The sequence below is a fragment of the Gillisella taibaishanensis genome (assembly GCF_001938985.1).
In the GTDB taxonomy this organism is placed as follows: Bacteria; Pseudomonadota; Alphaproteobacteria; order Rhizobiales; family Rhizobiaceae; genus Allorhizobium; species Allorhizobium taibaishanense.
This window is the reverse complement of sequence record NZ_MKIN01000022.1, coordinates 819,305-839,897: the sequence shown is the minus strand read 5'-3', so window position 1 is coordinate 839,897 and position 20,593 is coordinate 819,305. Positions and strand designations below refer to the sequence as shown.

Sequence of the window (20,593 nt, the reverse complement as noted above, 5' to 3'; positions counted from 1 at the left end):
CTCTTCATGAGCGACGTCTCTGAAAATGCTGCGAGAACGCTTGCCGCAGGTTTGCTCGCTTGTCTTGATGATGAGGCTCCGGATCGCGCTCTGCTCAATGCTTATGGCGGATGGACCGACGCTTTTACAAAGCTTGCCGATGGCCATGATCGAGAAAGCTATAAAAAGCCTCCAGCAATTGTTGGCGTGGTGGCGTTATGTATTTTGCAGGCTTTGAGACGCGCCGGTCGGCATGCTGACATGGCTCCTTTTCTTTTGGATTTGGGCGACCTCTTTCGTGTCGTGCATCGGTATGAGAAACGTGACGCCCCAATGACTAACCTGCTGCATCATTTTAATTTTCTCCGCATACCGTTTATTCTTGATTGGCTGGAGCGGGAGCAACAAGCAGAAACACGAGGGTGGATTTTGAAGTTTAAGCCCGGTAGCCGAAGGGACTGGCGTGATAGCTCTCTTGATGATGCGTTTGTTTCAGAGGTGTTGTCCCATCCCGCAATCAATGCCTATGGACCGTTTGTTTATGACCCCGCATGGGTGTTGGAGCAGCAAGAAAAGACGCTCTTACTTGGCTCGATGGATGACCGTCTGGAATCCGTTCGAAAGTTCGAATCGCTCATTTTAATGAACGCGCTAAACGCAAAAAGGCCGGAACGGGCGCTTGCTTTGTTCGATGAAAAGCTTGCGGACTATCTCGAAAGTCCAATCCGGGACAATCAACATTTTATATTCAACGCAATCTGCGTGTTGGCAGGGGTCGGAGACAATGATCGTGCGCTTCGTACGGCAAAAGCTTTGGTGAGGATTGGCTATAACCTTACATTTCGCTTTTTTATCGATCCACAAAAGGATGATGTCTGGAACATAGAAACGCGCCAGCATGAATGGTTGGCCGATCTGGCAAAAATGCCTGAGTATCAAAAATTTCTGAATGATATTAAGGGCGAGATTGTCACCTACACAGAGCCGGATCAGACAACATTCGCATTTCTTCAAGATGGAATTTACAAAGGCAAGGCGCGAAAGAAATGCAATTTGACTAAAACGCTCATCGAACCAGGAGCGAAGGTTGTGCGCATTCGCGGCTTGTGTGGTAAAAGTGTAGAGCAAGAGATCAGACTTGCGGCGGCAACGGCATTTGATGATGGTCGCTGGGCAGCGCGTCGATGCGAGTTCGAAGAAAACAGAGTGCCATTGCATCTGGTTTTCTCCCGCAATTACTATGGACATTGGGACAGCCCTCACATTGCTGCTTTCGCCTATGATGTTCGTGATGCCGGGACTGTTGATATCAAAGGCGCTGTGCAGCTGGTTGCAGACCATCAACCTCCACCCATTTGGAGAGAATGGTACACGGAACGCTATCAACGACTGCAGGATGGCTTTCCAATTTTCGAGAGTGCTGATGGCTATGGTGATGCGGTTAATTTGATTTGGCGTCTTGTCAAGGCGGGCTATGGCGAGCCATTCATGCAGGCCGCAAGTGACCTTCCTATCGAAAAGGCCGACAAGGTATTTGCAATGCTGGGTACGTTCGCATTTCCTTTGTTCAGGGCTGGTGCGCAAAACCATTTTGGCATTCGCGATTTGCCTGACATCATGGATATCGTTTTCAAGGGACGCTTGACAGTTGAAGAGCATCTGAGAGTGGCTGATTTCGGCCATGAACATCGGCGCTACAGGGCAGCACTCCTGAGCGCAATGCACGCTTATGGTTTGCATCTTTATTCGAACCACGGACCCACCGTCGATTGGTTCTTACAAGGCCTTGATCATTTTTCACTGGCAAAGGGTTGCCACTTGCTTTTCTTCTTTATCCATCACATCGATGAAGACGAAATTCTGCAAAAAATGATGGAAACTGGTTGGCTACCCAGTTCAAACGGCGGTAGCAGCAGCAGCGATATTTATGATAATAGCAGCCATTTCCATATGAGAACGGTCCTATTTCACCTTGCGCTGAATGCGCCGGAGCGTGTTCGTCCATGGATTGATCGCCCCCTTATTCAAGCGCATTGTGACATGTCGGTTGACCGGGAGACGTTTCGCCTCGTTGATAAGCTTCTGAAGAGCAAATCTGCGGCGGGTGGTAAGACGCGGTCGTGATCGTCCTCTTAGAGAGGAGATAATTGCGGATAGTCAAATTAGCTGGGCGATGGACGTATTTCGTGACTTCATTTTTCTGTTTCAATTCCTGCTAAAATAAATTCTACCCGCTCTTCTACGCTCACCATCGGCAAAACCACCGTCTCATATCCAAGCGCCGGATAGATCTCCAGCAAGCGCCGATATTCGTCTTCCGCGGCCGCCAGATCGTGGCGGCGTTCGCTGTCCTGTCGGTAGATCTCCGGCCAGGGCGGGGTGAGGAAGACCTTGTTATGGTAGCGGTGTTCGGTCTTCAGGCTTTGCAGTATCGCGTCATTGCCGCTGGCGGTCGCCAACGCTGCTGCGGCGTCGATCAGGCTGCGGTCGAAGAAGACGAAGCCGGGGAGATTGCTGGCGCGTTCGCGGTCATCAAGAGCCCTGGCGATAGCACGTTTGGCGAAGGCGGCGAGGTCGATCCAGGGCAGCGCCTTGCCGTCTCCGGCCTGTTCTTCGGCAACGATGCGACGGCCAGGTTCTTCTATTGTTGCATGGCCCCTGGCGGCAAGGGCGGCCAGCAAAGTCGATTTGCCGCCGCCGGAGCAGCCGGAGAGGATGACGAAGCGGTTCATGGTGATCCTTTTACGTGTTTCGCGCTTACGCGGGAAGCAAATGCCCTGGCTTGTGCTGCGCCAATCTCGCCATCGAGAGGCGCATGTCGGAATCGAGCCTTTGCGTATGTCGCAGTCTTCGCTTTATTTGGTTAGGAGATTGAGAGCGGGGCGCGCGACGAGCAGCTGGTCGAGCCAAAGAGCGATATAAAATGGATTCAAAATGGAAGCTGATGATCGTTTCGATCATCCTCTATCAGGGATTGTTGACGTGGTGCCTGTTCAGTCTGGTCAACACAGCGTCCTATTTTGCCAGGCTCGAATGCGGGGATTGGTGTTACGACCATGTGTTTGGCTTCATCCTGACCAATCAAGGTGCCTACGATACGGCCCTCATTTTCGCCTTGGCCAGTGCGTGCCTGATAGCCGTCAACGGTATCGTCTGGATCGCTTCAGTCCGGCGGCAAGGCAAATCGTCCAGAGATTGAGCGCGTTCGCATCATCGCGGTCGACAGGTTACTCCACCCGCAGCACTGCCGCCGCCTTCACCGCTGCGGACGCCCTGTTCTCCACGCCGAGCTTCACATAGATCTGTTCGAGATGCTTGTTCACCGTGCGGGCGGCGAGGCCTAGGATTTCGCCGATGTCGCGGTTGGGCTTGCCGCGGGCGATCCACAGCAGCACTTCCGATTCGCGCTGAGTGAGGCCGAAGGCCTGGCGCAGGCGCTCGTCTTCGCTGCGGGCGGCGGCCGAGAGGCGGAAAAGATATTCGTCGGCGCCCATGGCGCCGAGATAGGCGATCTGCAGGCTGGCCAAGCCTTCCTGGGCAAAGGCTTGGCCCTCCGGCGGAAAGGTCAGCGCGGCAACGCGGGCTCTGTCGGTGGTCGCCGTGGTTCGGGCCTGCATCCAGTTGCCAAGCGTGGCGATGACGCTATCCAGTCCGTCCTCGCGGCCGGTGGCCGTGGCGATCAGCCGGCTTGCCTGCGGCGTCGACCACAACAGGCTGCCGTCGCCGCGCAGCGCAATGAGATGCCGGCCGGTGGCATCGAGCGCGACGCGGGCGCTCTGGGCTGAGCGGGCATTGGCGAGATGGACGCGGATGCGGGCGCGCAACTCATCGATATTGATCGGCTTGGTCAGGTAATCGACGCCGCCGACCTCGAGCGCATGCACGACATGTTCGGTGTCGCTGAGCCCGGTCATGAAGATCACAGGCACCGGCGCCACCGCCGAATTGGCCTTGATCTGCCGGCAGGTCTCGAACCCGTCCATACCGGGCATGACCGCATCGAGCAGGATCAGGTCCGGGCTGATGCGCTCGACAATGCCGAGCGCCGCCTGGCCCGACGTGGCGATCAGCACCGAAAAGCCGGATTGTTCCAGCGCATCGGTCAGGAAGCCGAGGGCCTCCGGGCTGTCGTCGACCAGAAGGATGATGTCGCGGGGTGCGGTCGGTTCAGCCATGGTCTGTGATGTCCAGCGGGTGCGTTGCCAGAGAGTGGGTGGAATGGTGTCGTCCTGTCTCTTCTCCCCAGCGGGGAGAAGGTGGCGCCCTCTTTGTCATAAAGAAAGGGGGGATGAGGGGGGCGAAGCCAGACCACAAGGTGAGGGGATGCTTAAAGCACGTGTTTACGCCAGGTCGCCCCCCTCTGGCCTGCTGGCCATCTCCCCCTCGGGTGAGGAGATCGGCTGGGGGGAATCGTCGCGCCCAAAGAACAGCGCCCGCATATCGGCGCCAGGCTTTCTCTTCACCTGGTGTCATACTTCGCCCTCCTGATACCGATCCAGGCAGGCGATCAGGCCGGCCATGTCGAAGCCTTGGACGAAGGGGCGCATTTCCTCGGCGAAGGCTTGCGTGTCCGGCGATTTGGCGAGGTCCTGCAGCTTGGTCTCCAGCCCTCTGACATAACCGATCTCGGCAAGCTTGCGCAGGTCCTCGCGATGGGCGGGGCCGGGGTCGCGGCGTTCGGGCGTTGTCGGTGCAGGCGTGGGGGCCATGTCCTCGGCATAGAGCCAGCGCAGTTTCAGGTGACGGGCCAGCTTGTCGCGCAGCATTTTGACGTCGAAGGGCTTGGCGATGGCATCGTTGTGGCCGCCGGAGCCGGGCTCGCGCACGGCGCCATCGCCGATATTGGCCGACAGCATCAGGATCGGCGCGCTCTGGCCGGCATCGCGCAGCCGTTCCACCAATTGCCAGCCGTTCATGCCGGGCATGGAGATATCGACCAGGAACAGGTCGGGCTTGACGCCCTCGATCAGCGCCAGGCAATCCGGGCCGCCGGTCGCGGTCAGCACGATGAAGTCCAGCGGCGCCAGCGCTTCACGCATCAGCTCGCGGTGGTCCTCGTTATCGTCGACAACAACGATGGTGCGGCGCGGACCGTCGTAGGAGACGATCTTGCGCTCCGGTATCGGCGCCGTGCTCGGACGGTCGACGGACGACAGCATCAGCCGCACCCTAAACGTCGTGCTCTTGTCCTTCTCGCTCTCCACGGCGATTTCGCCGCCAAGCGTGTTGGTGAGCAGCTTGGTGATGGTGAGGCCAAGGCCAAGGCCCGGCATCGGCCGCACCGTATCGGCTTCGCCGCGCTGGAACGGCTCGAAAATCCGGGTGAGATCCTTCTCCGCAATGCCACGGCCGGTATCAACAACGGTAAAGCTCGCCACCTGGCTGCGATAGGCGACATCGAAGGTAACCGTGCCGGCATCGGTGAACTTGATGGCGTTAGACAAGAGATTGACGAGGATCTGCCGCAGGCGCCGCTCGTCGGCGCGCACATATTGCGGCAGGAGTTTGGTTCGCGTGTGGGTGAAGGTCAGGCCCTTGGCCTCGGCCTGCGGGCGCAGCATGTCGATGATCTGATCGAGGAAATCGTGAATGTTCAACTCAGCGGAAAATACCTGCAGCCGGCCAGCCTCGATCTTGGAAATGTCGAGCAATCCGTCGATGAGGCCAGACAGATGATCTGCAGAGCGGCGGATCACCTTGATCGCCGATTGGCGCGGGGCCGGGATGGTCTCGTCCTGTTCCAAAAGTTGCGCATAGCCCATCACGGCGTTGAGCGGCGTGCGCAATTCGTGGGAGAGACCGACGACATAGCGGCTCTTGGCGCGGTTGGCGGCTTCGGCGGTTTCCTTGGCGCTTTGCAGGGCGGCGTCGGTCTTCTTGTGAGCGGCGATTTCCTTCAACAACAGGCTGTTCTGACGGTAGGATTCCTCTTCTGCCACCACCCGGCTGTCATGGGCGAGCACGTAGAACCAGGCGGCAATGCCGGCAATGACCGAAAACACGAAAAAGACGATCAGGATCGTGCCATTGACGACGCCGGAAGTTTCCGGCGATGCGGCGGAAACCTGATGGGCGATCAAGGCCAGGATGGCTCCGACAAGCGAAATTGCGCCGATGCTGGTCATGGCATAGCGGCCAAGCCGGGTCGTCAGCTTTTCAACGATGGCGCCGGGTAGAACCGTGCGGGCGACGGTGCCGACCTGGGTGTTCAGCCGCGCCTTCGGCTTGCACATATCGTGGCAGCGGCTGTCGAGCGAGCAGCACAGCGAACAGATTGGCGCGGCATAGGCGGGGCACCAGGCCATGTCCTCAGGCTCGAAGGCATGTTCGCAGATCGAGCAGGTGATATGGCTGAGGTTTTTCCAGGCATGGCGCGGCTTGCGGGCCAGATAATATTTGCCGTCGGTTGCCCAGGCAATCAGCGGTGAGATCAGGAACGCGATCAGCGTCACGAAGGTGGAGAGCGAGGCGAGCGTTTCGCCAAACAAGCCGAAATGCGCAAACAATGCGAGGCTGGCCGAAATCAGCAGCGTGCCGCAGCCGACCGGATTGATATCGTAGAGATGGGCGCGCTTGAATTCGATACCCTCAGGCGCAAGGCCGAGCCGCTTGTTGATGAATAGATCGGCCGAGATGGTGCAGAGCCAGGCCATGGCGATGATCGAGAAGATCCCAAGCGTCGCTTCCAGCAGGCGGTAGATGCCAAGCTCCATCAACAGCAGCGCAATGCCGACATTGAAGACCAGCCACACCACCCGGCCCGGATGGCTGTGGGTGAGGCGGGAGAAGAAATTCGACCAGGCGAGCGAACCCGCATAGGCGTTCATCACATTGATCTTCAGCTGCGAGATGACCACGAAACCAACCATCAGCAGAGTGGCAAGCTGCGGATTGGGCAGGATATAGCCAAAGGCCGTCAGATACATATGGGCGGGGTCGGCGGCATCGGAGAGGGCAACGCCCGACGACAGGGTCAGCACGGCAAGAAACGATCCCGCCAGCAGCTTCGGCACGCCCAGCACCACCCAGCCGGCACCGGCCAGGAAGACCATCAGGCGGTGATGCAGCTTGCGCCCACCTTCCGGCGGCAGGAAGCGCAGGAAGTCCACCTGTTCGCCGATCTGCGGCATCAGTGCCAGGATGACGGCGGAGGCGGCGCCGAAATCGACAAGCCGAAAGGGCGCGACCGAAACCACGCCTGAGTTGAACTGGTGGATGCCGGCAAAGGCGCGCCAGAGGTCGAATTTCTCCCAGTCCTGAAAGGCGATGAACACGAAGGGCGCAATGTTCAACACCACCCAGATCGGCTGGGTGATGAGCTGGAATTTTGAGATCAGCTGGATGCCGTAAGTGACCAGGGGAATGACGACGACCGCCGAAATCACGTAGCCGATCGCAGGCGGTATGCCGAAGGCCAGCGCCAAGGCCCCGGTCATGATCGAGGCCTCAATGGCAAACAGCATGAAGGTGAAGCTGGCATAGATCAGCGATGTCAGCGTCGAGCCGATATAGCCGAAGCCGGCACCGCGGGTCAGAAGGTCGATGTCGACCCCCTCGCGGATCGCGTAGCGGCTGATCGGCACGCCGACCAGAAGCATCAGAACGGCTGCGACCAGGATGGCGAAAAACGCATTGGTCGTGCCATAGGAGAGCGTGATCGCCCCGCCGATCGCCTCCAGCGCCAGGAAGGAAATCGCGCCGATCGCGGTCTGGGAAATCCGGCTGGAGGAAAAGCGGCGGGCGCTTTTGGCAGTGAAGCGCAGCGCATAATCTTCCAGCGTCTGGTCGGCCACCCAGCGATTGTATTGGCGTCGGACAGGGATGATGCGTTGGCGTGCGGCCATGCCGGAAATCAGGCGCTTTCTGATGGGGTCAGGGATTGCGCTTCACTGTCACGGCAAGCGCATGGTTTTGCAAGAGCACCGGCGGCTCCTGAGCATAGCTCACTGTGATTTTTTGCAATTGCGAAGGAAAGTGGTTTTGTGACACTGGTTTTACAGTGCCGCAGACACCAGATCAGCGGGAGAGACAGGGCGGTGGCAAGTCACTGCCTCGATTTTTCCATGATTCGGGCGTTTTGGTTTTTCAAAACCCGTGCGGGTGCGATCGGCATCACAGCACGGAGAGTGCATTAGAAAGTGATTTGCCGATGGATATGCCAGCATCCCAGCCTTCTACCGTCGCCGACAAGGAACAGGCCTTCGGCACATCCGGCATCCAGCCGATGGACCGACCAAGCCGTATCACCCGGTTTTTCATGGGCATCGTTGCCTGGGCGGAAACGCTGAATTTCAAATATGCCAAGCTCGGCAATCCGCCGGTTTATGATAACGCCACTTTCCCCTGGGCTGCCGAGGTCGAAAAGGCCTACCCGTCAATCCGCGCAGAGCTGGACAAGATCCTGCTGCGCAAGGACGAGCTGCCGAGCTTCCAGGACATTTCCACCGATGTGAAGACGATCTCCAGCGACAACAACTGGAAGACCTTCTTCCTGCTCGGTTTCGGCGTGAAGTCCGAGGCCAATATCCGCGCCTGCCCGGAAACCTGGAAGGCGATGCAGAATATTCCTGGCCTCACCACCGTGATGTTTTCGATCTTCGAGCCCGGCAAGCACCTGCCGGCCCATCGCGGCCCCTATAACGGCGTGCTGCGCCTGCATCTCGGCATGATTGTGCCGGAGCCGCGCGAAAAGATCGCCATCCGCGTCAAGGACCAGATCTGCCACTGGGACGAAGGCAAGGTGCTGATTTTCGACGATGCCTACGAACACGAGGCCTGGAACCACTCGGACAAGACCCGCGTCGTGCTGTTCGTCGATTTCGTCAAGCCGCTGAAATTCCCGGCGCGCCTGGTCAACTGGTGCCTGATGAATCTGGCGATCTTCACGCCCTTCATCCGCGAGGGTCTCGACAACCACAATGAGTGGGAAAAGAAATTCTACGCCGAGGCCGAAAAGCTGCGTAACGCCAAGGCTGGCTGAGGCCAGTTAGGGGCGGCCACGCTGCCGCCCTTGTCTTGCGCCGGTTTAGCGCATCGGGCCGGTTCCGTTTCCACAATTAATGGCGCAAGCGATTTCGGGCTTCGCCCCCCTCATCCGGCTGCCGCCACCTTCTCCCCGCTGGGGAGAAGGTGGCGGCAGGTCCCGGCAGGGGGATGAGGGGGCGGCAAAGCCGCAGGACCTTTGCGTCGTTTAGTATGAAACGGAATTGAACGAGTGGCCTAGGCTTTTGTTTGTGCAGTGTACTCTAAAAACCGGTTCCCACTTTTCGATCCGATGCTCTAGCCGTGCGTCGCGTCCGGCTGGCGCAGCAGGTTCATGACGGCGTCCGTTAAGGCATCGCTGTCGTAGGGCTTGTTGATGATGGTGACATCGCGGAAGGCGTCGGGGATGATCGAGCGTTCGGCATAGCCTGTGGCAAACAGGAAGGGGATGCCGCGCTGGTAGAGCTCTTCTGCGACAGGCACCGAGGTATGGTTGCCGAGATTAATGTCGAGAACGGCAAGTGCCGGCACTGCACCCTTGATCTGGGCCAGCGCATCAGGCACGGACCCGGCCGTCATGACCGTGGTGAAGCCGGCATCGCCCAGCATCATTTCCGCATCCATCGCAATCAGCATCTGGTCTTCGACCAGCAGGATCGGCAGGGTCTTGTCGATAGTCGCCATGGCTCTGGTCTCTGTCTTGGGGTGCGGCACGGGCGCAGCCTCTGACGCCTGCCCAATGCCGGACAGAAAGCGGGAAGGCAGCAAAAGATGCGCAGTCAGACCACCCGGGTCATAGGTTACGGTGCTCTTGCCACCGAGATCATAGGGAATGCTTCGATCAATGAGGGCGGAGCCGAAGCCCCTGCGCGTCGGCGTGGTCACCGTTGGCCCGCCGCGCTCCGTCCAGAGGATTTCACAATCGCCTGCGTCCGTCCAGCGCCAAATCAACCCGAGCGTGCCACCGCCACGCGATAGGGCGCCGTATTTGGCAGCATTGGTCGCCAGCTCATGAATGACGAGGGCGGTCACGGCGTAAGCGCGGCTGTCGAGGACGACGAGCGGTCCTTCGAGCGACAGTACCGAGCCGTCGCTGCTGTAGGGGCTGAGTTCAGCCTCCAGCAGTTCGCGCAATTCGCCATTGCCGCTGCCGCGGATCACCTGGTCATGGGCATGGGACAGCGCGTGCACCCGGCCTTTCAGCGAGGTGACGTAATCGCGCAGCTGATGCTCCGGCCTCGTCGGGACCCCGACCAGCGACTTGATCACCGCCAGAATATTCTTGACCCGGTGGTTCAGTTCCTCATTCAGCACCCGCTGGCGAATATCGGCCTTGTTGCGCTCTTCCTGCATCAACTCGCTGTGACGCAAAACGACCTTGACGGTGACGGCGCGGATGGCCTCGGCGATTTCCCGGTCGCTGTCGCTCCAGTGGTCGGATTGGCGGATCACCGCTTCCTTCCAGATGGCGAAACTCTTGCGCGGTGTCAGCCGGTCGCCGAGCGGGCCGACCTCATAGGACTTGTCGGGATTGCCGGCCCAGTTGAGCGTCTGCAGCCGCTCCTTGCGGAAGAACAGCATGTAGTCACGCGGGATCTGCGACAGCGGCACGACCATGACGCCGGATACCGTGTCTGAATAGCTTTCGGCGCGTGGCAGGAAGTTCGACAGCGCATGGCTGGCCCAGATCTGACCCTCGGCAACGCCGTTGACGAAGCGCACCAGCGGCTCGACCTCGCCGGCAGGAGGGCTCGCGCCAATCGAGGTCCAGGCGCCGTTCAGCCAGAGGCCAACACCGTCGCAGGCAACGAGGCTTCGAAATTCCGGCAGGCAATCGGCAAACAGCGCATTGAGATCCTCGTGATGCGAGGCAAGCTGCACGAAGCGGTCGAGCGATTGGCGCGCCTCGCTGGCGAGGTTCAATTTATGCTTTTGCTTCAGGGCCAGGAGATTGAGCGAGAAGAACTCGCCAAACAGTTCGGCGGCAACCCTTTCTGCCATCGACAGGGTCTTTTCCCGGTAGTGATGGCAGGCGATCAGGCCCCAGAGCTCGCCATTGAGCAGGATCGAGATCGACATGGAGGCGCCGACGCCCATGTTGCGCAGATATTCGAGATGAATTGGCGACACGCTGCGCAGATGTGCAAAGGACAGGTCGAGCGGCTGGCCGGACGGGTCGAGCACCGGCTCGATCGCTACCCTGTTGCCGCTGGCGCTTGTGATCACCCGGATCGAGTTCTGCACGTAGAGTTTACGCGCCTGTTGGGGAATATCGGAGGCTGGGAAATATTGGCCGAGGAAGCTTTCCAGTTCCATCGATTTCGCTTCGCTGACTACCTTGCCGGAGCCATCGTTGTCGAAGCGGTAGATCATCACCCGGTCATAGCCGAGCACGGCCCGGACCAGCTTCGCAGACGCGCGGATCAGTCGGTCGACATCCTCGATGTCCTTGATGCGACCGATCATCTCGCGGGCCAATTGCAGGGGCTGGCGACCAGTCCAGGCAGGCTCGAATTCGATGATCACATTGGCGCGCTGGCGGTGAACGCTGACGTCGAAGCGTCGGCCGCAGGCAAGCTCGACATTTGGAAGCAGGGCAGGCCGGGCGGCTTGCGGGGCCGTCGCCAGCGCGTTGCGCAGATCGTGGGTGGCCTTGTCACCGATCAGCTTGTCGAGGGCCATGCCGTTGATGTCGCCGCTTCGATCCAGCATCTCGCCAGCATTGGCGGAGTGGCGAAGCACGGTGGCCATCTCAGCATCACAGGCCAGAAGCCAGCCATGCGGCTGTATGCTGCCGGGAATATGGATAGGTTCGCGATCGCAATTGCTGAGATCAACGGTCTGCGTAGCAGGCATTCATGGCGCTTTCGAAGGCGGTATACGCGAAGGCGAAGGTTGAAACGGCAGAAGCCGCGAGCTTCCCGTCATCGAGATCCCGCAGCTCCTCCATAAGGTTCAAAAACGCCGGCCAGCTCGAATAGTTCCCGGTCTGGGAAAAAAGATGCGCACCGCCGTAGTCCGGCCGGAAACCCAGCGCCGCTGCCCGCTTCGACAGGACCCGTGCGCCGAGCGCCGAGCCTTCCAGCACGTAGAACAGGCCAAGCCAGTCCTCGGTGGTCTGCGGCTTCGGCGGGGCGGCGTGCCAGCCTTCTCCATTGGAATTCAAGTCCATCTCAAGGGCCACGAGATCAGCGCGCAGGCCATTGCCGATACTGACGGGCCGCCATGAACCGGGCCAAACCGCGAAAGGCGCGCTCAGCGCCTCGTCGGCGATCATTGCCTCCAGGGGCAGTCGGAAACGGGCCATTCCCAGCAAATAGGCGCGATAGGCGGCGGCCGAGGTAAAACTGCCGATCATCGTATCAAGCTTGGCATGGGAGGTGGCCGTGGCGTCTTTTAAAAGCCGCCGGCGGGAAGAAAAGGGCATCAGGGACGTCCGCAACGCAATTGGCTCTGCCGTCATGGCCCGTTTGCTGCAGCGCGGGCGATGCGGTCGTCTCTTTAGACACTTTATCAGTTTATAAGGTTCGAATTTGTCAAAAATCAAGCTTTTACCAGCTTGGTTGAAGCCTTTTCCAACATAAACCCCTTTCTTTTTAGGGGTAAGGCGCCTTACGTCACCGCTGCCTACGTCAATTGACGTATACGATTTTGCGCCGCAGCAGCCGATAGTTTCCCCACACAATAACCGTAAGACAAAAGGGGAAACTGCAATGAACCTGAAGACCCGTCTGGCTACCGCGCTCATGGGCGCCATGCTGTCGACCACCGCCTTCCACGGTGCGTTCGCGGCCGAAGACACGATCAAGGTCGGCATTCTGCATTCGCTGTCCGGCACGATGGCGATTTCGGAGACGACGCTGAAGGACGCCATGCTGATGCTCATCGACGAGCAGAACAAGAAGGGCGGCGTTCTCGGCAAGAAGCTTGAGCCCGTGGTCGTCGACCCGGCTTCCAACTGGCCGCTGTTTGCCGAAAAGGCTCGTGAGCTGATCTCCAAGGACAAGGTGTCCGCCGTGTTCGGCTGCTGGACCTCGGTGTCGCGCAAGTCGGTTCTGCCTGTTTTCAAGGAACTGGATTCGGTTCTCTTCTACCCCGTGCAGTTCGAGGGTGAAGAAAGCGAGCGCAACGTGTTTTACACTGGTGCAGCCCCGAACCAGCAGGCCATTCCCGCCGTCGATTACCTGATGCAGAACGAAGGCGTAAAGCGCTGGGTTCTCGAAGGCACCGACTATGTCTATCCGCGCACGACCAACAAGATTCTCGAAGCCTATCTTCTGTCCAAGGGCGTGAAGAAGGAAGACATCATGGTCAACTACACGCCGTTCGGTTTCTCCGACTGGCAGACTGAAGTGGCCGCGATCAAGAAATTCGGTTCGGCCGGCAAGAAGGCCGCCGTTATCTCCACCGTCAACGGCGATGCCAACGTGCCCTTCTACAAGGAACTCGGCAACCAGGGCGTCAAGGCCGAAGACATCCCGGTCATGGCATTCTCGGTCGGCGAAGAAGAACTGGCCGGCATCGACACCAAGCCGCTGGTCGGCCATCTCGCCGCCTGGAACTACTTCGAAAGCGTTGATACCCCCATCAATGCCGAATTCATCAAGACCTGGCATGCCTTCACCAAGAACGACAAGCGCGTAACCAACGACCCGATGGAAGCCGCCTATATCGGCTTCAACATGTGGGTTAAGGCCGTCGAGAAGGCCGGTTCCGCCGAGCCGGACAAGGTCATCGACGCTCTGGTCGGCGTCTCCGTGCCGAACCTGACCGGCGGCTATGCCACGATGATGCCAAGCCACTACATCACCAAGCCGGTTCTGATCGGCGAAGTCCAGGAAAATGGCCAGTTCGACATCGTCTCGCAGACACCTGAAGTGGTCGGCGACGAATGGTCCGACTTCCTGCCCGACAGCAAGGACCTGATCTCCGATTGGCGCATGCCGATGAACTGCGGCAACTTCAACGTTGCCACCGGCAAGTGCGGCGGCAAGGGTTCCTGATCTCTCCCAGCCTGAAACTTGCTGCGGGTGCTTGAGCATCCGCAGCTTTTTCCGGTGGGAGCAAATCCCCTCATCCGCCCCTCTATTTTCGAAATGAGGGCGCCACCTTCTCCCCACAAGGGGGAGAAGGACGAATGCCGCGCACTTCACTGTTCAACAACTACGTTGTGGTGCCGCAGCGATGGCGACTGTCTCTCTCCCCCTTGTGGGGAGAGGGGTGCCGAGCGCAGCGGAGGCGGGGTGAGGGGTTCTTTTCCACACGATGCAGACCTTCAAGGGGCAAGGCATGTTTTCTCGACCGATCGACATCATCATCCCGAAGCTGGCCCCAGCTTTTGCAATGATCCTCGCGCTGTTTCTGGCCTTGGCGGCTTTGCCCGCCCGCGCAGACGACGATCCAGCCGCGCTGATCAAAGCGCTCGGCACCGCCAATTTTACCGATGCGGAAAAGATCGTCGGCGATCTCGGCAAGACCGGGGACCTCAAGCTCGTGCCCGCGCTTGAGGCGCTGAGCGGTGGCGATCTCTATTTGCGCAAGGCCGATGGCAATGTGTTTATCGGCAAGGCGGCCGGTAGCCAGATGACACTGATCGATCCCTTGAGCGGCGCCGAGGTTGGCAAGGAAGCTAAGGGCGGTCTGGTCAAGATCAAGATCAACAACGGCCTGCGCCGCGCGATCCGTGCCGCCCAGGGCGGGCTGACCCTGCTCAGCCCCGACCGTGCGGTGCGGCTGGAGGCCGCCGATGCGCTATTGAAGGCGCCGTCGCAGGACAATCTCGAACTGCTCGACACAGCACTTGCCAAGGAAAAAGACGGCGAGGTGAAAAAGCTGCTCGCCGAAGCCCGTGCCGTCTCGGTGATCGGCTCCGATCTGCCGTTGGACGACAAGCGCGCGGCCATCGCGCTGATCCGTGCTGTTGGCGGCCAGGATGCCGTCGCTATTCTCGGCAACGCCGTCCCATCAGCCGATCCGGCGCTGAAGGGCGATATCGACGCAGCGATCACCAAGATCCAGGCCGATATTGCGCTGTGGAATTCGGTGCAGAACATCACCTACGGCATTTCGCTCGGCTCGGTGCTGCTGCTGGCTGCGATCGGCTTAGCCATCACCTTCGGCGTCATGGGCATCATCAACATGGCGCATGGCGAAATGGTCATGCTCGGCGCCTACTGCACTTTCATCGTGCAGCAGGCGATCCGGGCGCATGCGCCTGAGCTGTTCGACTGGTCGCTGGCCATTGCCCTGCCGGTTGCCTTTCTCGTCACCGGTGCCTTCGGCCTGGTCATCGAGCGCTGCGTCATCCGCTTCCTCTACGGGCGGCCGCTGGAAACGCTGCTGGCCACCTGGGGCATTTCGCTGATGCTGCAGCAGTTGGTGCGCAGCCTGTTCGGCCCGACCAACCAAGAGGTCGCCAATCCCTCCTGGATGTCCGGCTCTTTCGGACTTGGCGGCTTGACCATCACCTGGAACCGGCTGTGGATTCTGGTGTTCTCGCTGTCGGTATTCTTCGCGCTGCTGATGCTGCTGAAGCGCTCGTCCTTTGGCTTGCAGATGCGCGCCGTAACCCAGAACCGGCGGATGGCGTCATCAATGGGTATCCGCACGCCCTTCGTCGATGCCTTCACCTTCGCGCTCGGCTCCGGCATAGCCGGCATGGCAGGCGTGGCGCTCAGCCAGATCGACAATGTCTCTCCGAACCTCGGACAAAGCTACATCATCGACAGTTTCATGGTCGTTGTGTTCGGCGGGGTCGGCAATCTCTGGGGCACGCTGGTCGGGGCGTTTTCGCTTGGGATCGTCAACAAGTTCCTCGAACCCTATGCCGGAGCGGTGCTCGGTAAGATCCTGGTTCTGGTTCTCATCATCCTGTTCATCCAGAAGCGGCCGCGCGGTCTCTTCGCACTCAAGGGAAGGGCGGTGGAAGCATGATCACGGCATTTCTGTTCCGCTCGCTTGACGGCAAGGTGCTTGCCGGCGTCGCCATCCTCATTGCGCTTGCCATTCTCGTGCCGGTGCTGAGCCTTGCGACTGGCCCCGACAGCGCCCTGCATATGCCGACCTATCTGGTGGCGCTGTTCGGCAAATACCTGACCTATGCCATGCTGGCCTTGGCGCTCGATCTGGTCTGGGGCTTCTGCGGCATTCTCTCGCTCGGCCATGGCGCTTTCTTCGCGCTGGGTGGCTATGCCATGGGCATGTATCTGATGCGCCAGATCGGCCCGCGCGGCACTTATGGTGATCCCATCCTGCCCGATTTCATGGTGTTCCTGAACTGGAAGGAGCTGCCGTGGTTCTGGCATGGCTTCGACATGTTCTGGTTTGCCGCCCTGATGGTGCTGGTGGCGCCGGGCCTGCTCGCCTTCGTGTTCGGCTGGTTCGCTTTCCGCTCAAGGGTCAACGGCGTTTATCTGTCGATCATCACCCAGGCGATGACCTATGCGCTGCTGCTCGCCTTCTTCCGCAACGACATGGGCTTTGGCGGCAATAATGGCCTGACCGATTTCAAGGATATCCTCGGCTTCAACATTCAGGCCGATGGCACCCGCGCCGCGCTGTTTTCGCTCTCGGCGCTGTTCCTGGCCGGCTCGCTGCTGCTGGTTTCCGGCATCGTGCGGTCCAAATATGGCAAGGTGCTGGTCGGTATCCGCGACGCTGAGAGCCGCACGCGATTTCTCGGCTACCGGGTCGAAAACATGAAGCTGTTTGCCTTCGTGGTCTCGGCGATGATGGCTGGCGTTGCCGGTGCGCTCTACGTGCCGCAGGTCGGCATCATCAATCCCGGCGAATTCTCGCCGGCCAATTCTATCGAAGTGGTGATCTGGACCGCCGTCGGTGGGCGCGCCACGCTGATCGGGCCAATCATTGGCGCGGTTCTGGTGAATGGCGGCAAGACGGTGTTTACCGGCCTCTTCCCGGATGCCTGGCTGTTTGCGCTCGGCGGGCTGTTCGTTGCCGTCACCCTGTTCCTGCCCAAGGGCATCGTCGGCACGGTTGCCCAGTTTGTAACCCGGCGGCGTCAGAACAAAGCGGCCGCAAAGGCCGATACCATCAATGGCAATCCCCAGGCGGCGGAGTAAGTCATGGCCGATAAGACCACCAATTCACTTCTTTATCTCAGCGGCGTCAGCGTCTCCTTCGACGGCTTTCGAGCCTTGAACTCCCTGTCCTTCGTAGTCGAGCCAGGCGAGTTGCGCGCCATCATCGGCCCGAACGGTGCCGGCAAGACGACGATGATGGACATCATCACCGGCAAGACAAGGCCTGACAGCGGCGACGTGTTCTTCGACGGCGGCAAGATCGACCTCACCAAGAAGGACGAGGCCGAAATCGCCCAGCTCGGCATCGGCCGCAAGTTCCAGAAACCCACTGTGTTCGAAAGCCACACGGTCTGGGACAATCTGGAACTGGCGCTCAACAAGCCGCGCGGCGTGTTTTCCACCCTGTTCTACCGGCTGACGCCAAAGGACCGCGAGCGGATCGACAATATCCTGGAGACCGTGCGGCTGACGGCCCGAAAGGACGACCTCGCCGCCAATCTCAGCCACGGCCAGAAACAGTGGCTGGAAATCGGCATGCTGCTCGCCCAGGAGCCGAAGCTGCTGCTGGTCGACGAGCCCGTGGCCGGGATGACCGATGCAGAAACCGCCGAAACGGCCATCCTGCTGCGCGAGATCGCCAAGACCCGCTCGGTCGTTGTGGTCGAGCACGACATGGGCTTCATCCGCGACCTCGGCGTCAAGGTGACGTGTCTGGCGGAAGGCTCGGTGCTGGCGGAGGGATCGATCGATTTCGTCTCCAGCGATCCGAAGGTTATCGAGAATTATCTGGGGCGGTAATAGGACAGCAGTCTCTCTTGTTTGCGACACGGAATTTGGCTTATGAAAGACTTTTCAATATCTGGGGGGTTTCATTATGCCAATTCTTGCCTTTCTGGTGACGGTTGCCGCGGGGGCTGCGGTGTGGTGGTGGCGGCTGAAGTTGATGCGGGAAGCGGGCGGTGAAATCATCGATTCCGTTCAGAAGATGCGCGGTGCCTTCAGGCGGAAAAAGTTCCGCATGGCGGCCGAGACGGCGCCTCTGGCCTCTATCCGCGATCCCGCCATTGCCGCCGTCGCATATTTTCTGTGCCTCGCGCATGAGAAGCCGCAGAGTCTTGCCGAGGCGAATACCTATATCCGCCAGCGCATGGCCGGCATCATTGCTGAGGGAGACATGGATGAAGTGCTGGTTTTCGCCGAATGGGCGGCTCGTCGCGTGATCAATCCGACCGATCCCGTGCGTCGGTTTCGGGACCTCTGGCGCGAACGCCTGACATTCGCAGAATGCCGGGATTTGTTTGGAATGGCTGAAGACGTGGTCGCGCTTTGCGGCCCGCCAACGCCGGATCAGTCCGCAAGTATCGAGGCTCTGCGCCTCGCCATTTTGACATAGAGTTGGGACATCGATGCTGACAGTTGAAAACCTCAATCTCCACTACGGTGCGGCCCAGGCGCTACGCGGCGTCAGTCTGACCGCGCCGATGGGCAAGATCACTTGCGTGTTGGGGCGCAATGGGGTGGGCAAGAGCTCGCTGCTCAGGGCCATCACCGGTCAGCATCCGGTCTCGGCAGGGACCATTGCCTTCGAGGGCGCGGTGTTGAATGGCATGGCGCCGTTCAACCGGGCCCGGCATGGCATCGGTTATGTGCCGCAGGGGCGGGAGATCTTTCCGCTGCTGTCGGTGAAGGAAAATCTGGAAACCGGCTTTGCGCCGCTGGCGCGCAAGGACCGGTCGATCCCCGACGACATCTTCAGCCTGTTTCCCATTCTCGAAACCATGCTGTCGCGGCGCGGCGGCGACCTCTCGGGTGGGCAGCAGCAGCAGCTTGCCATCGGCCGGGCCATGGTGACGCGGCCGAAAATCCTGGTTCTCGACGAGCCGACCGAGGGCATCCAGCCGTCGATCATCAAGGATATCGGCCGGGCGATCCGCTATCTCAGGGATTCAACCGGCATGGCCATCCTGCTGGTGGAGCAATATCTGGATTTCTGCCGGGAACTGGCCGACCATGTCTACATCATGGATCGCGGCGAAATCGTCCATGAGGGCGGCGCCGAGACACTCGATACTGTGGAAGCGCGCCGGCATCTGACGGTCTGATCGGGCGCCTACTGTGGCTGAATGTCGCATTCAGGCTAGCCACACCTCGGTGCAAGTCTGACCTAACTCATTGATATAAAAATCTATCGGTGCCGTTCATCGTATATTCACGCTTTGTGTTTGACGCAGGTCAGCCTTGATCTTCAAATGCGATGTTTCTGTTGAAGCAGACGGAACATGTGGTATTTTCCGCCCAGTGCAGTCCAGTGTTTCATGAAGACACTGAACTGCGCTGGGTTTTTGTTTTGAGCATTTCCAGATGGAAAGCCGGTTTCCACTTTCCCCGGAAATGCTCTGTTGCTAACTGAAGGCGGCTTCATGACACTCGATGGACTGACCGGCCAGCGGCGGCTGGGATTCTTCGCGCGCGCATTTGCCCTGATCTCTGTCTGCATCCTCGCATCGACCGGCAGCGCGTTTGCCGCCGGCGGATGCGGCGTCACCGCCCGGGCAGGCTTGCAGGACCTGACATTCATGTCCGGCGGTGTCGAGCGGACGGCAGTTGCTTTCGTTCCCCAGGGCTATACGGGCAAGGCCAAAGTGCCTGTCGTCTTCGATCTGCATGGATCCAACAGCTTTCCGCGTGATCAGATGATCCGCAGCAAATGGCCTGACGTCGCCCGCGAAAACGGCTTCATCGTTGTTGCGCCGCAGGGTGGCCTGTCCGGTAAAGTCGAGGGCACGCATGCCTGGAACGTGCCGGGCGTTGTCTCCAGCGTTGCGCCTCCCGAGGGCAATGGCCCCGACGATGTCGCCTTTCTTAGCGATACGCTGGCCCAGGTGAAGGCGAAGTTCTGCGTCGATCCTGACCGGATCTACGCATCAGGCTATTCCGGCGGTGGCCGGATGCTGTCGCAATATATCTGCAGCGGCAACACGGAATTTACGGCTGCCGGCTTCATCATGAGCCTGCGCGCTGGCGTGCCTGTCGAAGACAAGGGCCGGTGGCTGCCGGATCCGGCCAGCTGTCATCCCGGCCGGCCGGTGTCGATCATCGCCTTCTGGGGTCTGAAGGATACGACAAACCCTTACGTCGGCGGCGGCAAGGCCTATTGGCAGTATAGCGGTGAAGTTGCCCTGAACCGTTGGGCGGCGCTCGATGGTTGCGACGGCAATCGCAAGATCGTCAAGGGCGTCAAGGTTTCCTCCGCCGAATTCGACCGCTGCAAAGGCGGTGCACGCATCCTCTCCTACACGATTGCCGATCAGACCCATGACTGGCCGGGGCAAACGGTCGGCTTTACACTGGCCAAGGGCAAGAATGTCGAGGATGTCTATGCGGCAAAGCGCATGTGGGCCTTCTTCGATAGCGGTGATGGCCGTCTGATTGCCGACAATGTCGCCAAGGATGTCTGTGCCGATGCGACCAAGACCGGCACCGCCGCTGCTACCAACCCTGCCTGCTCCGTCACCATGAAGGCCAAGGCGAAACAGCCCGCTGCTGTGGACAACCCGATGGCGGCTGACGCGCTTTAAGGCTCGCGCTGC

15 protein-coding genes are annotated in these 20,593 nt (G+C 59.7%); 10 read left to right on the top strand and 5 right to left on the bottom strand.

What is annotated here, in order from left to right; genetic code table 11:
* Window positions 1–6 precede the first annotated feature (6 nt).
* The gene (locus BJF91_RS15020; protein ID WP_139310706.1) at window positions 7–2,103 is read left to right on the top strand and encodes a hypothetical protein; all 2,097 of its coding nucleotides are present in this window, start codon (window positions 7–9) and stop codon (window positions 2,101–2,103) included.
* A 68-nt stretch (window positions 2,104–2,171) separates the two neighbouring features.
* On the opposite strand, the gene BJF91_RS15015 is transcribed toward BJF91_RS15020, so the two are convergent.
* A complete protein-coding gene (locus BJF91_RS15015) occupies window positions 2,172–2,711 on the bottom strand; it encodes an AAA family ATPase (RefSeq protein WP_075615262.1) in 540 nt (179 codons plus the stop codon).
* A 191-nt stretch (window positions 2,712–2,902) separates the two neighbouring features.
* On the opposite strand from BJF91_RS15015, the gene BJF91_RS15010 reads away from it, so the two are divergent.
* On the top strand, window positions 2,903–3,178 hold the full coding sequence (locus tag BJF91_RS15010) for a hypothetical protein (RefSeq protein WP_075615261.1): 276 nt from the start codon (window positions 2,903–2,905) through the stop codon (window positions 3,176–3,178).
* 28 nt (window positions 3,179–3,206) lie between these two features.
* On the opposite strand, the gene BJF91_RS15005 is transcribed toward BJF91_RS15010, so the two are convergent.
* Together BJF91_RS15005 and BJF91_RS15000 are read right to left on the bottom strand one after the other, a co-directional pair.
* Window positions 3,207–4,154, bottom strand: a complete 948-nt coding sequence (locus tag BJF91_RS15005; RefSeq protein WP_075615260.1) for a response regulator — start codon at window positions 4,152–4,154, stop codon at window positions 3,207–3,209.
* 294 nt (window positions 4,155–4,448) lie between these two features.
* Complete coding sequence (locus BJF91_RS15000; protein ID WP_075615259.1) at window positions 4,449–7,823, bottom strand: hybrid sensor histidine kinase/response regulator; 3,375 nt, start codon at window positions 7,821–7,823, stop codon at window positions 4,449–4,451.
* 305 nt (window positions 7,824–8,128) lie between these two features.
* Between BJF91_RS15000 and BJF91_RS14995 the strand changes: the two genes are divergently transcribed.
* Window positions 8,129–8,959 carry an aspartyl/asparaginyl beta-hydroxylase domain-containing protein gene (locus BJF91_RS14995; RefSeq protein ID WP_075615258.1) on the top strand — a complete coding sequence of 277 codons (831 nt, stop codon included), beginning with the start codon at window positions 8,129–8,131 and terminating at the stop codon, window positions 8,957–8,959.
* A 299-nt stretch (window positions 8,960–9,258) separates the two neighbouring features.
* Here the strand turns inward: BJF91_RS14995 and BJF91_RS14990 are convergent, their stop codons facing one another.
* A complete protein-coding gene (locus BJF91_RS14990; RefSeq protein ID WP_075615257.1) occupies window positions 9,259–11,817 on the bottom strand; it encodes an HWE histidine kinase domain-containing protein in 2,559 nt (852 codons plus the stop codon).
* Window positions 11,795–12,388 carry a biliverdin-producing heme oxygenase gene (locus BJF91_RS14985; protein WP_075615675.1) on the bottom strand — a complete coding sequence of 198 codons (594 nt, stop codon included), beginning with the start codon at window positions 12,386–12,388 and terminating at the stop codon, window positions 11,795–11,797. Before BJF91_RS14985 ends, BJF91_RS14990 begins: the two co-directional genes overlap by 23 nt.
* A 286-nt stretch (window positions 12,389–12,674) precedes the next feature.
* Between BJF91_RS14985 and urtA the strand changes: the two genes are divergently transcribed.
* From urtA to BJF91_RS14950, 7 genes are all read left to right on the top strand, one after another.
* On the top strand, window positions 12,675–13,964 hold the full coding sequence (gene urtA, locus BJF91_RS14980; protein ID WP_075615256.1) for an urea ABC transporter substrate-binding protein: 1,290 nt from the start codon (window positions 12,675–12,677) through the stop codon (window positions 13,962–13,964).
* Between the two features lie 340 nt (window positions 13,965–14,304).
* Window positions 14,305–15,894, top strand: coding sequence for an urea ABC transporter permease subunit UrtB (urtB, locus tag BJF91_RS14975; protein ID WP_075615674.1), 1,590 nt, complete (start codon window positions 14,305–14,307; stop codon window positions 15,892–15,894).
* On the top strand, window positions 15,891–17,042 hold the full coding sequence (gene urtC, locus BJF91_RS14970; RefSeq protein WP_075615255.1) for an urea ABC transporter permease subunit UrtC: 1,152 nt from the start codon (window positions 15,891–15,893) through the stop codon (window positions 17,040–17,042). The genes urtB and urtC overlap by 4 nt, the downstream gene beginning before the upstream one ends.
* A gap of 3 nt (window positions 17,043–17,045) precedes the next feature.
* Window positions 17,046–17,801, top strand: coding sequence for an urea ABC transporter ATP-binding protein UrtD (gene urtD, locus BJF91_RS14965; RefSeq protein ID WP_075615254.1), 756 nt, complete (start codon window positions 17,046–17,048; stop codon window positions 17,799–17,801).
* 76 nt (window positions 17,802–17,877) lie between these two features.
* Window positions 17,878–18,396, top strand: a complete 519-nt coding sequence (locus tag BJF91_RS14960; protein ID WP_075615253.1) for a hypothetical protein — start codon at window positions 17,878–17,880, stop codon at window positions 18,394–18,396.
* Window positions 18,397–18,409: 13 nt separating this feature from the next.
* On the top strand, window positions 18,410–19,105 hold the full coding sequence (gene urtE, locus BJF91_RS14955) for an urea ABC transporter ATP-binding subunit UrtE (RefSeq protein WP_075615252.1): 696 nt from the start codon (window positions 18,410–18,412) through the stop codon (window positions 19,103–19,105).
* A gap of 318 nt (window positions 19,106–19,423) precedes the next feature.
* Window positions 19,424–20,581: an alpha/beta hydrolase family esterase gene (locus BJF91_RS14950; protein WP_075615251.1), complete on the top strand. Its 1,158-nt coding sequence runs from the start codon at window positions 19,424–19,426 to the stop codon at window positions 20,579–20,581.
* Window positions 20,582–20,593: the final 12 nt, after the last annotated feature.